General features: G+C 37.2%; 17 protein-coding genes. 4 read left to right on the plus strand and 13 right to left on the minus strand.

Annotation, left to right across the window (positions count from 1 at the left end; genetic code table 11):
• Window positions 1-40: 40 nt before the first annotated feature.
• Window positions 41-565: a DinB family protein gene (locus tag AC0KUU_RS11000; protein ID WP_043981910.1), complete on the minus strand. Its 525-nt coding sequence runs from the start codon at window positions 563-565 to the stop codon at window positions 41-43.
• Between the two features lie 296 nt (window positions 566-861).
• Here AC0KUU_RS11000 and AC0KUU_RS11005 point away from each other — a divergent pair, with 296 nt between their 5' ends.
• Window positions 862-1,755 (plus strand): hypothetical protein, encoded by an 894-nt coding sequence (locus AC0KUU_RS11005; protein WP_043981908.1) that lies wholly within the window; start codon window positions 862-864, stop codon window positions 1,753-1,755.
• Window positions 1,756-1,818: 63 nt separating this feature from the next.
• Here the strand turns inward: AC0KUU_RS11005 and fsa are convergent, their stop codons facing one another.
• A complete protein-coding gene (gene fsa, locus AC0KUU_RS11010) occupies window positions 1,819-2,487 on the minus strand; it encodes a fructose-6-phosphate aldolase (protein WP_013082751.1) in 669 nt (222 codons plus the stop codon).
• Between the two features lie 60 nt (window positions 2,488-2,547).
• Window positions 2,548-3,057, minus strand: a complete 510-nt coding sequence (locus AC0KUU_RS11015) for a hypothetical protein (protein ID WP_025749002.1) — start codon at window positions 3,055-3,057, stop codon at window positions 2,548-2,550.
• A gap of 490 nt (window positions 3,058-3,547) precedes the next feature.
• Here AC0KUU_RS11015 and AC0KUU_RS11020 point away from each other — a divergent pair, with 490 nt between their 5' ends.
• Window positions 3,548-3,844, plus strand: coding sequence for a hypothetical protein (locus AC0KUU_RS11020; protein ID WP_013082749.1), 297 nt, complete (start codon window positions 3,548-3,550; stop codon window positions 3,842-3,844).
• Window positions 3,845-3,950: 106 nt separating this feature from the next.
• On the opposite strand, the gene AC0KUU_RS11025 is transcribed toward AC0KUU_RS11020, so the two are convergent.
• Entirely contained in the window at window positions 3,951-5,402 is a 1,452-nt protein-coding gene (locus AC0KUU_RS11025; RefSeq protein ID WP_322551955.1) for an NADP-dependent glyceraldehyde-3-phosphate dehydrogenase, read from the minus strand.
• 511 nt (window positions 5,403-5,913) lie between these two features.
• On the opposite strand from AC0KUU_RS11025, the gene AC0KUU_RS11030 reads away from it, so the two are divergent.
• Window positions 5,914-6,054, plus strand: coding sequence for a hypothetical protein (locus AC0KUU_RS11030; RefSeq protein WP_013082747.1), 141 nt, complete (start codon window positions 5,914-5,916; stop codon window positions 6,052-6,054).
• A 71-nt stretch (window positions 6,055-6,125) separates the two neighbouring features.
• On the opposite strand, the gene AC0KUU_RS11035 is transcribed toward AC0KUU_RS11030, so the two are convergent.
• The gene (locus AC0KUU_RS11035) at window positions 6,126-6,572 is read right to left on the minus strand and encodes a hypothetical protein (protein ID WP_043981904.1); all 447 of its coding nucleotides are present in this window, start codon (window positions 6,570-6,572) and stop codon (window positions 6,126-6,128) included.
• Window positions 6,573-6,898: 326 nt separating this feature from the next.
• Between AC0KUU_RS11035 and AC0KUU_RS11040 the strand changes: the two genes are divergently transcribed.
• Window positions 6,899-7,054: an aspartyl-phosphate phosphatase Spo0E family protein gene (locus AC0KUU_RS11040; RefSeq protein ID WP_016763750.1), complete on the plus strand. Its 156-nt coding sequence runs from the start codon at window positions 6,899-6,901 to the stop codon at window positions 7,052-7,054.
• Window positions 7,055-7,190: 136 nt separating this feature from the next.
• Here AC0KUU_RS11040 and AC0KUU_RS11045 read toward each other — a convergent pair whose 3' ends face one another.
• The 8 genes from AC0KUU_RS11045 to AC0KUU_RS11080 all read right to left on the minus strand — a co-directional run bounded on the left by AC0KUU_RS11045 (window position 7,191) and on the right by AC0KUU_RS11080 (window position 15,498).
• Window positions 7,191-8,159: an extracellular catalytic domain type 1 short-chain-length polyhydroxyalkanoate depolymerase gene (locus AC0KUU_RS11045; RefSeq protein ID WP_043981903.1), complete on the minus strand. Its 969-nt coding sequence runs from the start codon at window positions 8,157-8,159 to the stop codon at window positions 7,191-7,193.
• 285 nt (window positions 8,160-8,444) lie between these two features.
• Entirely contained in the window at window positions 8,445-9,791 is a 1,347-nt protein-coding gene (locus tag AC0KUU_RS11050; RefSeq protein WP_043981901.1) for an MFS transporter, read from the minus strand.
• A gap of 656 nt (window positions 9,792-10,447) precedes the next feature.
• Window positions 10,448-10,732 carry a DUF5316 family protein gene (locus tag AC0KUU_RS11055; RefSeq protein ID WP_043981900.1) on the minus strand — a complete coding sequence of 95 codons (285 nt, stop codon included), beginning with the start codon at window positions 10,730-10,732 and terminating at the stop codon, window positions 10,448-10,450.
• Between the two features lie 175 nt (window positions 10,733-10,907).
• The gene (gene ybaK, locus AC0KUU_RS11060; protein ID WP_043982614.1) at window positions 10,908-11,390 is read right to left on the minus strand and encodes a Cys-tRNA(Pro) deacylase; all 483 of its coding nucleotides are present in this window, start codon (window positions 11,388-11,390) and stop codon (window positions 10,908-10,910) included.
• Between the two features lie 259 nt (window positions 11,391-11,649).
• The gene (locus AC0KUU_RS11065; protein ID WP_043981897.1) at window positions 11,650-12,639 is read right to left on the minus strand and encodes an ABC transporter ATP-binding protein; all 990 of its coding nucleotides are present in this window, start codon (window positions 12,637-12,639) and stop codon (window positions 11,650-11,652) included.
• Window positions 12,632-13,630, minus strand: coding sequence for an ABC transporter ATP-binding protein (locus tag AC0KUU_RS11070; RefSeq protein ID WP_162214050.1), 999 nt, complete (start codon window positions 13,628-13,630; stop codon window positions 12,632-12,634). Before AC0KUU_RS11070 ends, AC0KUU_RS11065 begins: the two co-directional genes overlap by 8 nt.
• A complete protein-coding gene (locus tag AC0KUU_RS11075; protein WP_043981894.1) occupies window positions 13,627-14,535 on the minus strand; it encodes an ABC transporter permease in 909 nt (302 codons plus the stop codon). The genes AC0KUU_RS11070 and AC0KUU_RS11075 overlap by 4 nt, the downstream gene beginning before the upstream one ends.
• Window positions 14,536-14,544: 9 nt before the next feature.
• Window positions 14,545-15,498 (minus strand): ABC transporter permease, encoded by a 954-nt coding sequence (locus AC0KUU_RS11080; protein WP_043981892.1) that lies wholly within the window; start codon window positions 15,496-15,498, stop codon window positions 14,545-14,547.
• Window positions 15,499-15,518 lie beyond the last annotated feature (20 nt).

A 15,518-nucleotide genomic window follows, 5' to 3' on the forward strand; every position in this document is an offset into this window, starting at 1 on the left:
TCAAGCTTGAATGATAAAGGCTGGCCACTGTGTGTCATTGCTATTTCTTTAGTATTCCTAAGTATTCTTCCCAAGGTCCTACATCTTCTCTGTATCGTTCTGCCATTACTCGAACAATTTGCGCAATATGGGTTAAATCATGAGCAACCCAAGTCGAGAGCAGCTCTCTGACTTTTACTTCCCCAAACTCAGGGTGTTCTCCTCTCACTTCAAGGTGCTTTTCATGCTTAACTAGCAGCTTTAGTTGATGTAAATTCTGTATTCTTACCTTTTTGAATTCAAGAAGCTTCTCTTCAATAGAATTAGCAGATTCCTTGTTTAAATGGGCATAGCGGTCAAACGGAGGAAAAGCTCCCTCTTTTCCTTTTTGAAGGATAAATTCTAGCCTTGGTATCCAATTGTTTTTTTCTGCTTCTATTAAATGTTCTATGACTTCGGAGGTATTCCACGTTCCTTCTCCTTCATTGCATTGCAGCCACCCTGCAGATAGTCCCGACAAAAGTTTTTCAAGCGTTTGTGGCGTATGCTCAAGTATTTCAATCGCTTCTTTTAAATTAAAATTCATATCAATTCCCCTTTCTCAACGTAATGATGCTGAGCTGTCAGTTATGTAAATCCTTTAGAGATTATAGTCAATTTTACCATAATTCGCTTCTATTAAAGGTGCCAACTATTTTTCTAATTCCTTTTATGATGACTAAAACAAGAACACACGTTTGGTTTTTCTCTAGAAATATGATAAAATATATATAGGCTAAAACGTAGTGAGTATCAGTCTGAATAGATATTGCTCATCCGGAAAATAGATTACTAGAGGCTTTTTCATCTTGAACTTTCCGTGTGGATTGGAGTGAGACAACAGTGAGTAAAAATCAAAAGCGATGGACAAAAGAAGAAGATAGATTTCTTATCCAACACTATGGCGCTATGACGCTTCAAGAGATGGGTAAGTATTTACATAGAAGCAAGGAATCGGTTAATAAACGACTTACTCGATTAAATCTTCGTGCTTCGGATACAGCTTTACGTAAAAAATGGACGCTTGAACAAGATGCTTTTTTGCAGGAGAACATTGATATCATGAATAACCGTGAAATGGCACATTCCTTAGGCAGGAGTCCTTCTTCTATTGCTACGCGCATAAAAGTTTTGGGACTAACACGAAAAACGGCGATGCGAAGATGGACGCTGCAAGAAGACGAATATTTGCTAAGGTATTACGGGGTAAAACCTCTTTCACACATATCAGCTAAATTACAGCGAAGTGTGCAAGCGCTAGAATCGAGGTTGAACCGTTTAGAAGTGTATGGAGCCAAAGCACACGTAGGACATATTACAGCGTGTGAACTAGCAGCCTGCCTTGAAGTAGATGTTCATACAATTTACAAGTGGATTCATAAAGAGAATCTATCGTACAAAATGATCATCGCCAAGACCAGAACATTTATGGGAATTGACATTCAATCTTTTTGGAATTGGGCTGAACAAAATAAATCGTGCCTTAACTTTTTTAAAATACCTAAAAATACGCTTATTCCAGAACCAGCGTGGGTGAATGAACAAAGAAAACTAGACTATGTAAAGCGCCCTAAATACGAGCATAAAAAGTGGACAGCAGAAGAAGATGCCAGATTGTGGCGTATGTTTTATCAGGAAAAGCGCAATCAGCGAGAAATTGGACAGCTGCTCGGGCGTTCGAGAAATAGCGTGCAGCGACGCTTAGAGCGTTTACGTAAAAAGAAACTAGTTAGTTAAACGATAAAAAGCTTGGAATAAGCTATGCTTACTCCAAGCTTTTTTTATTGATATGACTTTTTGTTAAGCTTTAACTGCTTTTTCCCAATCTGCTGCAAATTTTTCCATTCCTTGGTCAGTTAACGGATGTTTTGCTAATTGCTCAATAACAGCGTATGGAATTGTGGCAATATGAGCTCCTGCAAGTGCTACACGCGTTACATGATCCGGATGTCTTACAGATGCCGCAATAATTTGAGAGTCGATGTTTTGAACGCGGAATAACTCAGCAATTTTAGATACCAGCTGTACTCCGTCTTCTGAAATATCATCAAGACGTCCTAAAAATGGAGAAACATACGTCGCTCCAGCACGAGCTGCTAAAAGCGCTTGGTTTACTGTAAAGATCAGGGTTACATTTGTTTTTACGCCTTTTTTAGCAAGGTAGCGCGTCGCTTCCAAACCAGCTAATGTCATAGGCAGCTTAATCGTAATGTTTTTATCTCCGTCGTTAATTTTAATCAGTTCTTCAGCTTGAGCAATCATGTCTTCAGCAGAAAGTGCGTCAGGCGTTACCTCAGCGGAAACGGATTCAACTTCCGGTACCATTTGAAGAATTTCTTCGATGCGGTCTTCAAATCTTACGCCTTCTTTTGCTACCAAAGATGGATTGGTTGTCACACCAGCTAGAACACCTACTTTGTATGCTTTCTTAATATCCTCAAGGTTTGCTGTATCAATAAAAAATTTCATCTCACTATTCCTCCTTATTGTTATACATCAATCTGCATTTCAACTTGCGCGAACTATAGTCTAGCCGATTTGCTGAAGGGCATATAGATTTTCTATAGAAGCGTTTTCAATCTCTTTTGCAGTTAATACCTTTAATTTTTCTAAAAATTGTATAGCGTCCACTCGGTCTTCAATGTCTTCTTCTGTACGAATATTCTCCGTTTTAATCTGATGGATACATTCGTTGATGACTTCTTTGTACGCATTCGTTTGGATAAACCATTCTGCTAACAGCGTTTTTGTTGCTTCTCTTTCTTCTTCACTTTTAACTGCAAACAAACTCTCTGTTTCCGTTTCACTCAGCATAAGGCTGCTAAAATCGTGATTCATACAAAGCCAAAAATAACCTTTTTGGCTATCGTAATACTTTCCTTCTCTTAAAAGAAAATACTTGATTCCAAATTTAATTTTATGAGATTGGTTCTCTGAACTCGGCATATGAATTTCTTTTATTTCTACGCTTTCTGATACATCCAGATATGTTTCTAAACCATACTTTGTATTCACTACTTTTGCATCCAATATGTCCATCCTCATTCTCCTTTTCTCAAATTCTATTTATTTTTATAAAAACAGAGGTCTGATTTTATGTAATAACGAATCCCATTTTTGTGGATGTTTTTCTTAACCAACCGACATGTTTTACTGTTTACGCTTTCATTATATATCAGATTATTCGAAAAATCATCAAAAACAATCAAATTCATTCAAAAAAAGTCATGAAATCGTAAAAAGTAGTCAAAAAAGGTCATTGTTCATTAAAAATAGAGGAACTTTTATGTTGATTACGTGCTTCAAAGTTTCTTAAGGTAATTACCTTTTCCAAAAAAACGACTTTTATTACATACCCTTTCTGGAAAAATATACTCATTCGTTTCACCATTTTTTCACTTTAACATGATATCTTGTAGTATACTTTTGTTTCACGTGCTAATTCCCATGATTTTTTGCTATTTAAGGTTATTCATTTTTATTAGTGGGAAAGTTACATAAATACAACACGTTATAGGGGGACTTTAACATGGATAAGAGAATTGAAACATTAAAAGAAAAGCTGCCTGATAATCATAAGGAGGTTGCTGTTCTGACCTCTCATATTTTTGATGCGCTTGATAAATTAACAACTGAACATCGCAGATATGTTGATATTTCGGCAGCAGCCAAAATAAAGCCGAATCCGGATGAAGAGAAAGCTTTTTTTGATACCATTTATCAAGTAAAAACACTCATTATGTCAGAGCTTGAAAAAACCGTTGAGGATATCGAGCACAAAGGTGATAAAAACTGGCATAAGAACTATAAAGACGGAATCGAGTGATAGGTAAATAAAACGTTTAAAAGCCTGTGCTTTTTGGAGCACAGGCTTTTTTCCATGAGATTGTCTACACTCGACTAGCTCGATTTGGAGAGCTCTTGGAATTCAATCATTGAAGGTTTAATACCGTTACTTTTTCACGAGTCATGGATTCAATGCTTTTACGAATACCTTGAGCACCCATACCGGATCCTTTTACGCCAATAAAAGGAAAATGATCAGGGCCGCGTTCCGTACGGCCGTTGATTTGAACGGAGCCCACTTCAATTTTATTTGCAATTGAGAAGGCTTTATTAATATCTTTTGTAAAAACGCTTGCTTGTAAGCCAAATTCTGATTCGTTTGCTATATCAACGGCTTCTTGATCAGAAGCGACGCGGATAATTGGTAACACAGGACCGAATGGTTCTTCCCATGCTACGCGCATAGTATCATTCACGTCATCTAAAAGCGTAGGATAGATAAGGTTTCCTTCACGCTTGTTTCCAGTCACAACTGTTGCACCTTTTCCTAGTGCATCTGCAATTAAAATCTGAATAAAGTCAGCTGCTTTGCTATCAATTAATGGAACGATCGTACATCCATCTTCAGGAGAACCGACTGATAGTTTATGTACTTCTTCTTTTAAAATATTTACGAGCTCGTTTGCCACTTTTTCATGCACAAGTACACGTTTAATAGCTGTACAGCGCTGACCGGAATAAGAAAATGCTCCGCTTATAATATGTTTTGCTGCTTCTTGTAAATCTGCATCTTCACATACAATACCCGGGTCTTTTCCTCCAAGTTCTAGTACAAGAGGAATCATGCCTGCCTTTTTAGCTAATTGAGTACCCGTATTTGTTCCCCCGGTAAATGAAATCATGTTAATGCCTTTATGTTCAACTAAATAATCCCCAATAACAGATCCGCGGCCCGTCACGACGTTTACAAGACCTTGTGGAATACCTGCTTGATGAAGAGCTTCAATCATCTTAATACCGCTGATCGCTCCTTGCGTTGCAGGTTTGAAGATAACTGCATTTCCTGAAATAAGCGCAGGCGCTAGTTTAGCAGCTGCTAAATTTACCGGATAATTAAAAGGAGGAATTGCGAGTACAACTCCTAAAGGTACGCGTTCAACAATAGCAACTTTAGACTTAGAACCGCCAGGAAAACTATCTCCCTTCATGCTTTCTCCGTTCATATGAAGGGCTTCTTCAACTGTATAGCGAATGAAATCTGCTGTGCGCACTACTTCATTCCTTGCATCTTTTAAGCTTTTTCCAACTTCCTTCATAATAATTTCGGCAATTTCACTCTGCATTCTTACCAGCTCATCCGCCCAGTTGTATAAATACTTGGCACGTTCTTGCAGAGAAGTTTCTGTCCACCCTTTCTGAGCTTTTTGCGCGGCATGTACTGCTTCATCGACCTCTTCTTTTGTGATAGCCTGCACTTTTCCAATCACGTCATGACGGTATGGAGAAACAATGTCAATTGTCTGCCCTGATTTACTTTCTTTCCACTCACCGTTAAGATAAAAAGAATAAGTTGATACATTTAATACCGTTGTTGTCATAAAAAGTCCCCCTTAATAAAAGTGAAATTATTATCAAAATTTTCAGTCTTTTTTACGAATGAAAACTCTGTGAATATCTGAGCAAAAAGAATTCTAGATACATCCATTTCTATAACTTTTTATATCGCTTGTAACTTCCTTAAACTTGTTGCCTTTAAAGCAGCAGCTTTTCTCTTTTCGACTCAAAACCAAAGCATCATATAATTTAATGAATATTTTGTATTTTTAATATATATAAATTTCTTTCATTCGTACAATACAAAAAAGTTATCTCAACGATTAATAATGTTAATGATTTATGTCCCCCATACAAAAAAATTTATGGCTTCCTACTTTTTTAGGGAAAATGGGAGTTTTAAGTTCCCTTGATTATATTTATTTTGAGGGAGATATTGAGGAGATGCACTACTCTTTTTGTTCTATGTGTTGAGAAAATAAAATAAGGGTATATAATAAATATAGGAAAATGAAGATAAAAGTAGAATATATATTCTAAAGGGAGGGATTTATTGTGATTGTTACTTTAGGTTTTGCGGCATCAATTATTGCTTTGTTTATGCTTTTTACTAATCGGACGTCCAATATCCCGGAAGAAATAATCCATGAAACCACAAATGTTAATAAAGAAGAGCAGTATATGTATTATATATAAAGCGTCTTAACAGACGCTTTTTTGTTGCGCTTTTTACAAAGTCTATAGCGGTTAAAAACGGCCCTCACCTATCATTTATCTTTATTTATCAGCGCCTGATAGCCATAAATAGTTAAACAGAAACTAATAAATGAAGAAAAGATATGTTTTGGTTTAAAGTTAACTAACTTAAATAAGTCCAATTTTTGATACAAGTAACTTAGCGGAAAAGCAAATAGTGAATCCATTAGTAAATTAACGAAGAAAAATCGTTTGAAGCTACCAAACGTAAAATGAAAGATCCACAGTGTCCCTACTAAAAAGGGGCCAAAAATAAAACTGCTATCGTTTAAAATTTTCCCTTTCCACCCTCCTTTTACCCTCCACCACTTGTAAGGAATAGCTAATGAGCACATTCCAATTACTAACGATGAGGCAAAAAGAGAAGCGGGAAAATAGGTTCTCATTGATTTTTTCGGCATAAAAACAAGGGAGATCCATGGAAGAAACAATTGAAGAATTCTGATGACATTGGGCATATTAGTAAATTCTCCTTTCTTATGTTAACATGCCTAAATGTAATCGGATTATGCCTATGTCCGCAAAACAGAGTAAGCTCTGTTACTCCGTGAGTTCTTTACAACCGGTGGAACAATCATGATTAAGACAGAGCACAGCTTCCAGCAAAACGTTTAAAAGTTAATTCTTTTTAAATGAAAATATCTGAATTCAAAATACGACAGACTTCGACACTAGCTATTTGTTACTATATTTTTTAGGTTCTATTTTTAGATTGGAACCATTTTTACATAAATGATTCAACAATTTAAGCCTTTAAAATGACGTGGCAAGCGGAGGAAACTTAATGTGTTTCAAATGTAGACTACTGCTGATAAAGATAGAATTTATACGAAAAATGATGATGATGATTGCCCTAGAAGAAGGGTTTACAAGTAGTAATACGATTAAAATTAGTCAGGATCTAGATGTATTGTTAAATCGGTTTGAAGCTACTTGTTAAGAAATGCTGGCTGATAACAGAAAAAGGATCTTTCAATAAGATCCTTTTTTACTGTTGGTAGACGATTATTCGTTTCAAAAAAATAAAAGGCTAATGTTATTTAATAGCATATTGTGATCTCTCTTTCGTGCTCTATTTAATCATTGTGGGCTTCAAAAAAATCCCACATCATTTTTGAAGCATTAGGACCTTTTGAATCAGTATCCGATCCATTGTCATTTCCTCCTGACCATGCATGCCCCATATCCTCTACCATAATTTTTTTCATCCACATTTTATTTTCTGTATCTACGTAGTCATACGTTATGTAACTATAGTGATTTTCGTTTTCCCTTGAAGTATAAGAAGCTGCATTTTCATGTAGGTCGATACCGAAATACTTATATGTATAAATCCACTGTTGAATTAATGTAGACGCATTAATTGGGTTGACTGTTGTATCTGATTGACCGTGAAACGTAATGATGGGAACAGGCCGTGCATAAGGTCCCATTTTTTTATAAGCTTCATCACCGTCAAGTTCAGGATTTAGAGATCCATATAGCATGACTTCTCCAGCTGTGATGAGATCTACAGCATAAGCATTACTGCCTGCTGAATGAATGCCTACCGCTTTAAATACATCAGGATAAGCAATAGCCATCACATTTGCCATAAAGCCTCCAGCTGACATACCAGCAAGGTATATATTAGTAGAATCAATCGCATATTTAGCGGTTATGTGATCAATCATATCTTTTATTATGTCTGGCTCTCCATTGCCGCGAAACTGGTTATACTCATAAAACCAATTCCAGCACCCGTTGGAATTAGCAAAGTAATTCATCTGAGGATAAAGAACAATAAAGCCTTTTTCTTCCGCTAGCTTATTCATTTCCGTACCCGCAGCAAAATCATCTGCATCTTGTTGACATCCATGAAGCATAACGATTAATGGTACTTTACTTAACCCAGTATATGTACTTGGAACATATACCTTGTAGGTAAAGTAATCATCATAATTATACTCTTTCCAAATAGGACGAAAGAACGCACTCTGTAATTCTATTAAAAACGTTGAAGCGCTTAAAACTGGATTCATAAAAAAGGAACATAAAGTATTCACGAAGTTTACCCTCTCTCTATTTCTGATGTATACTCTCTATTTCGTTATATCACAAAATAATCCTTTTATTATGGCGCTGATCTTTTTTATATGCCTTTAATTATTTTCCTCTTCATGCTTTAGTCGTACAAATTCATAATGCAAAACTATAGAAAAAAGAATTCTATAGCAAGAACAGTCACTTAGTACGTTTAATACATGTATACGCGCGGAATACTAGAAAAGGACTGGCTATAAAAGCCCGTCCTTTTTTATGTTATCAAACGATTATTTATTTAACCAAAATTAAAAACTGATATTATTTGGCGGTACATTGTCTCCTTTGTCCTCTTTCTTGAGCTCAGATTCTATATATGAATCTTTAGAGGATTCTCCCATACGCCAATAAACAAGAAAGCTGATGGCAATACACCCTGCTACATAGAAAAAGAAAATTGATTCATGGCCAATACTTTTTAGCCATAGGGCGATAAATTCTGCTGTGCCTCCAAATATGGCAACTGTAAGTCCATACGGTAATCCTACACCAAGAGCTCGAATTTCTGTTGGGAAAAGCTCAGCTTTTACAATAGCGTTAATAGATGTATAGCCTGTTACAATGATAAGTCCAACTGTCATTAATAAAAAAGCCATGACTGGGTTATGTGCTTGTTTCATAAAAAGAAACAGCGGTACAGTCAATAATGTTCCTAAAATACCAAAGCTCATTAACAGCGGTCTGCGTCCAATTTTATCTGATAGCATACCTGCTATTGGCTGAATGACAACAAATACAAGCAGTGCACAGAAGTTAATCCAGCTTACGACCCCTTTATCTAGTCCTACACTGTTTACCATAAATTTTTGCAAATATGTTGTATACGTATAAAAAGCGACCGTTCCTCCTAATGTTAAGCCAATAACGGTCAACACCGCTTTAGGATGCTTCATAAGTGCTTTAATTGTCCCTGCATTTTCACGGCTTTCAGCGTCCATTTTAGAAAATTGTTCTGACTCATCCATTGTACGGCGCAACCATAAAACGCTTAGCGCGCCGATTGCTCCAATGACAAAAGGAATACGCCAGCCCCATGAAATCATATCTGCTTCACTAAGAACGTTTTGCAGAATAATTTGAACACCTAATGCTACCAGCTGACCAGCAACAAGCGTCACGTACTGAAAGCTTGAATAAAATCCTCTTCGCCCCCTGCTTGCCATTTCAGAAAGGTAAGTTGCAGAAGTTCCGTATTCTCCTCCTAAGGAGATTCCTTGCAGCAAACGCGCTAATACTAGAATAATAGGAGATAATAACCCTATTGTGCCATAGCTAGGAGTACAGGCGATAATAAAAGAACCGCTCGCCATAATGGTAATAGATAAGGTAAGCGCAGCCCGACGACCATATCGATCCGCATAGCGTCCCATTAATAAACTTCCGATTGGACGCATTAAGAAACCGACGGCAAAGATTGCCGCTGTGTTAAGCAGCTGACTTGTTGAATCACCTTCCGGGAAGAATTGCGATGAAAAATAGACGGCAAAAGCAGAGTAAACGTACCAATCGTACCATTCAATTAAGTTCCCAACAGATCCTTTAAAAATATTACTTGTAACACGCCTGTTGTTTGTAGCTTCACTGGTATGAGCCATGAGTGATCCCTCTTTTCTTTGAGTGTTTAATGTTGGTTCTCCTGTAATATGAAGTAGCAAGTAATTTACCAGCAAATCTTTTTAAACAGCTAGATTGTATTGCTTTCTATAAAACCTGTTCAACCAATTACTTATATAATGAGAGCGCTTAAAAAAGGTTGGATAATTCATTTCAGTATCATCTATAGATAATAAGATAAGTGGTTTTAAAAGCGGCGGCTGTCTATTACATATGTAGTGTTAATCCTCCCTTCCATTTATATATTGTACTATTGATTTATTAGAAAATATAATATTTTCTAATTATTTATACAAAAATTTTACAAAGTTCGGCTTTCTAATTTATATGACAAACAGAAAAAAAGCCATGTTCTTTAAATGAGAACATGGTTAAGAAAATACTCTTATCAACTTGTGAGTGTAAGCTGCTTACATTTACATAATATGTAGAATAAACATAACTTGTACTAAGCTCTAACCTAAATTTAAGATAATTATCGAATTTTAATCTTATCTCTTATTATATATACAGCCATGGATGCTCTATAATTTTGTTGCATTGGCGACCTTAATTTGGCTCATTTAATTTTAAATTCACATAAAAAGCGTTCTATCCCGAGATATTTTTCACCTAAGCTTGTTGTTTGGAAACCAAACTATATAAAATAATGAATGAGAAGAAATACGCCGAGAACTGGAGCCGCAGCTAACATAAGGTTTATAGAATTTCTAATTCTCCACTTCTTGTCCGTTTTTGATTCCGTGGCCAGATTGGCTCTCATTCGATCACCGCTTACAGCTGCTCCAGATATAATAATGGCTAGCCCTACTAGTATAATGAACGCTACGAAAAATACTGTTTCTGAATTTACGTTTGCTATTGTACATCCTAATAAAAGAATAAAAGATAAAATGAACCCGCCAATAATTGATTTAATCATTTTTGTCTTCCTCCTAGCCTTTTTATAAATTTTCCACATATTAACTATATAATATCATTTTTTCTATATTTTTACTTTTATTTTATTGTTTTAACAGATAAAAAGACAGTAATTAAGGGAACTAAAAAAGCGAAACGCTCATGTCTGAGTACGTTTCGCTCAAGGGAACTACATTTTAACTATCTTTTGTGATGTCTGCTAAACTTAAGCGAATTACTTTTGATAAGTCACTTAACGTTAACTGTATTTGGTGACCTACACGTCCACCTGAAAAGTAAATCGTTTCACAGTTTTCTGCTGTAGAGTCAATGAAGGTTTCGAACTGCTTTTTCATTCCGATAGGAGAACACCCGCCGTGAACATATCCTGTAAGAGGTAACAGCTCTCTTTGAGGAATCATTTCTAAGGACTTTTCACCAGCCGCTTTTGCCGCTTTCTTTAAATCAAGCTCCTTTTCAACCGGTACCATGAAGACATAATGTTCTTTTGATTTCCCTACGGTCACCAGTGTCTTAAAGACTTTAGCAAGATCCTCTCCGAGCGAAGTAGCTACCTGTACCCCACTCAGCTTTTTAGTGTCATAAGAATAATAGTTGTACACAATTTTTTTCTGATCTAAAATTCGCATGACATTCGTTTTATCTGCTTTTTTACCCATAATTATCACCGATACCATCATAACACGTTTTGTTTTCATATCTCCATATATTAGGATAGATAGGTTAGTAAGGATTATTTATATCTTTTATATGAAAATGAATCTAATACGCTGAATAATGACTTTTCACCACCCTTTAAATCCGCTATTTTCACACAAAAAAGCCACTAGAGGCACTAGTGACTTTTTCCATTTCTATCTATTCGATTGTGCTGCTGCATCAATACGTTTGTTTTCTCTATCGCTACAGCTTTTCACCTTAACTATAAAGATGACATTTTACTTTATGCTTGTTGTCAATCACTGTATCTTCAGGTGTTTCTTTCATGCAGCGGTCAAATGCGAACGGGCATCTTTTATGAAACGCACAGCCTGAAGGTGGATTAAGAGGAGAAGGAATTTCACCTTTAACCTCAATTTTTTCGCGTTTTTCATGTTCGTGAATTGCCGGGACAGATGACAAAAGAAGTTTTGTGTAAGGATGACGAGGATTTGAAAAAATCTCATCTGTTGGCCCTTCTTCTACTAATCTTCCTAAATACATCACACCAACGCGGTCTGCAATATGTCTTACGACGCTTAAATCGTGGGAGATAAAAAGATATGAAAGCTTCATTTCTCTTTGCAAACTGCGCAGTAAGTTTAAGATTTGTGCTTGAATGGATACGTCCAGTGCTGAAACCGGCTCATCACAAATGATAAGCTTGGGGTTTAAAATCAATGAACGCGCAATGCCTATGCGCTGGCGCTGACCTCCTGAAAATTCGTGCGGATAGCGGTTGTAATCTTCTTCGTTAAATCCAAGCTTTTTTAATAACTCAATGACAAGCTGCTTTCGTTCGCTTTTTGCGCCTACATTATGAATTGTTAATGTTTCTTGAATGGAAGCACCAATCTTTTTTCTTGGATTAAGGGAAGTATGTGGATCTTGGAAAATCATTTGTAAATCTTTACGAATTGTTCGTAAGCGTGATGCTTTAGATTCGAAAATACTTTCTCCATTAAACTGTGCTTCTCCGCCCGTTGGTTCTACTAATTTTAAAAGCGTGCGCCCCGCTGTACTTTTCCCGCAGCCAGATTCACCTACTAATCCGTACGTTTCGCCTTCATAAATATCAAAGGATAAATCTTGAACTGCTTTGATTTGGCCTTTTGCTTTCCCTAAAGCAGAACGAACCGGATAATATTTTTGCAGGTTGCGAACTTCAAGCAAGGGCTTGGCGCTTTGCTGCTTTGCTTCACTAGACATACGCAACCTCTCCTTCTTGAATTTTTTCATAGTGCCAGCACCGAATGCGATGCGTATCATCGGCATGCTCTAAAACAGGTACTTCTTTATGGCATTTTTCCGTTGCAAACGGGCATCTTGGTGCAAAACGACAGCCGTCTGGCACGTTTGAAAGCGGCGGAACCGTTCCCGGAATGGACGAAAGCTCTTGTGTTCTGTCGCCATCTAAGTGAGGAACCGACTTAATTAGGCCCATTGTATAAGGATGAAGCGGCTTTGAAAACAGCGTTTTAACGTCCGTTTCTTCCATCACTTGTCCTAAATACATCACGGCTACTTTTGTACAAATATTAGCTACAACGCCTAAATCATGGGTAATGAAAAGCACGCCCATGTTGAGCTTGTCTTTTAAATCCATCATGAGGTCAAGAATTTGCGCTTGAATGGTTACGTCTAAAGCTGTTGTTGGCTCATCGGCAATAAGAAGCTTTGGCTCACAGGCTAAAGCCATCGCAATCATAATGCGCTGCCTCATTCCACCGGAAATTTCATGCGGATACTCTTTTGCTCGCTGTTCTGGAGACGGAATGCCTGTTAGTCTCAAAAGCTCTACGACTTTCTTTTGCGCTTCTTTTTTGGAGACTTTCTGATGCAGACGAATCACTTCAGCAATTTGTTTTCCAATGGGCATAACGGGGTTTAATGACGACATTGGGTCTTGGAAAATCATTGAGATTTCGTTTCCTCTTAGCTTTTGAATTTGCTTTGAAGACATCTCTAATAAGTTTTTTCCCTCAAACAAAATCTTGCCATCGTAGCTTGTTAGGTCTTCATCTAATAGCTGAAGAATAGATTCGGACGTTACGCTTTTTCCAGACCCTGATTCACCGACAATCCCTAATACTTCTCCTTTATTTAATTGAAGAGATACATTGTCAACAGCCGTTACTTCTCCGCTATACGTTGTAAAAGTTACTTGTAAGTCTTCTAATTTTAAAAGGGCGTTACTCAACGTTTTTTCCTCCTTTTCTTCAGCATTACGTTTTTCGGATTTAACCAATCCCGCAGACCGTCACCAAATAAATTAAGGCCAAGTACAATTAAAATGATGAATACACCCGGAAACACGGTCATCCACCATGCGTTGTAAATCGCAAGCTTTCCGTCATACAGCATATTTCCTAAGCTCGGTGTCGGCGCAGGAATCCCGGCTCCTAAAAAGCTTAGCGAAGCCTCAGTTAAAATCGTTACGGCAAACACGTATGTTACTTGAACGATTAAAGGCGATAAGACGTTTGGCGCCATATGAAAACAAATGATTCGAAGTGAGCTTGCTCCTTGAGCTTTTAGCGCTTCAATAAACGTTTTTTCTTTTACAACAAGCGCAGCTGAACGAACAATTCTCGCAATCGAAGGAATAAATACAAGGCTCAGTGCGATAATAACGTTGCTTGTTTTAGGTCCTAAAGCAGACATAATAGCAATTGCTAGTAAAATAGATGGAAAAGCAAACAAGCCGTCACAAATTCTCATTAAAATATAATCAAGAATTTTATAATAAGAAGATAAAAGTCCAACGATTAAACCAAGTACAGTAGCAATAATCGTTACTGCGGCTCCAATCATTAATGATATTCTGACGCCGTACATTGTCCGGCTAAATACATCTCGTCCAAAGTTATCCGTTCCAAACCAGTGCGTGCTTGACGGCGGTGCTAATCGATTTGCAGGGTCGATTTGTAAGCTGCCAAAAGGAGAAATGAGCGGAGCAAAAACAGCAATCAAAATAGATAATAAAATAAGTATCGCTCCTCTTACTAGCAAACGATTTGAGAAAAAGCGCACTACCGCTGGGTTTCTTTTTTTCTTTACAGTTACTGAAATGGTCTCTGTATTTTGTTGTGCGTTCACATTCATCACCCTCCTTTAATCATGATAAGAATTGCGTACACGCGGATCGATCACGGCATACAGCAAATCAACAACTAAATTGATGACCACATAAGCAACCGTAATTAAAAGTACGGCTCCTTGAATAAGCGCGTAATCCCGGCGTTCAATTGATGAAACAATCAGCTGACCTAGCCCTGGAATGTTAAATAATGATTCTGTTACCGCCGCTCCGGTCACAAGTCCCGCAAATGATTCTCCGATAACTGTTAAAATCGGTAAAAAACTCACGCGCAGCGTATGCTTAAGCATAATTGTGCGTTCATTTAATCCTTTTGCTTTTGCCGTTTTAACAAAGTTCTCAGAAATGGTATCGAGTAAAGATGAACGCGTCATACGCGTAATTAATGCAGCTTGAATCGCTCCAAGCGTAATCGTTGGTAAAACTAAGTACTTTAAATACTCAAATAATCCAGCATTTAACGGAACGTATCCTGAAACAGGAAAAATTCGAAGCTGTACCGCAAAAAGCAAAATAAGGAATGAACCGAGAAGAAAGCTAGGAATGGAAATACCTAAAAGGCTAGCTCCCATAATGCTTTCATCACGAATCGTTCCTTTATGTTTAGCTGCATATATACCAAATAGTAAAGCAAACGCCACACCAAAAATTTGCGCGAGTATAGCTAGAGAAACCGTAGGGCCTACATTATCCCAAATTGCCCCGAGCACAGGTTTATTTAAAAAGTAAGAATAGCCAAAATTTCCGTGGAAAATGTTAGATAGCCAGATAAAGTATTGGTTTACCACAGGCTCATCCAATCCCATTTCTTTGCTCAGCGCTGCAATTTGTTCCGGACTTGCGCCTTGTCCTAAAATGATTGCTGCGGGACTCCCAGGCGTTAAGCGCGTAATTAAGAACACAACAATAGATACAATGAATAAAACAGGGATTAGTGCAAAAAGTCTCTTAAGTGTATAAGCTCCCATCGTAAACTCCTTTCTAAAAC

It is taken from the genome of Priestia sp. ST2 (assembly GCF_055810735.1).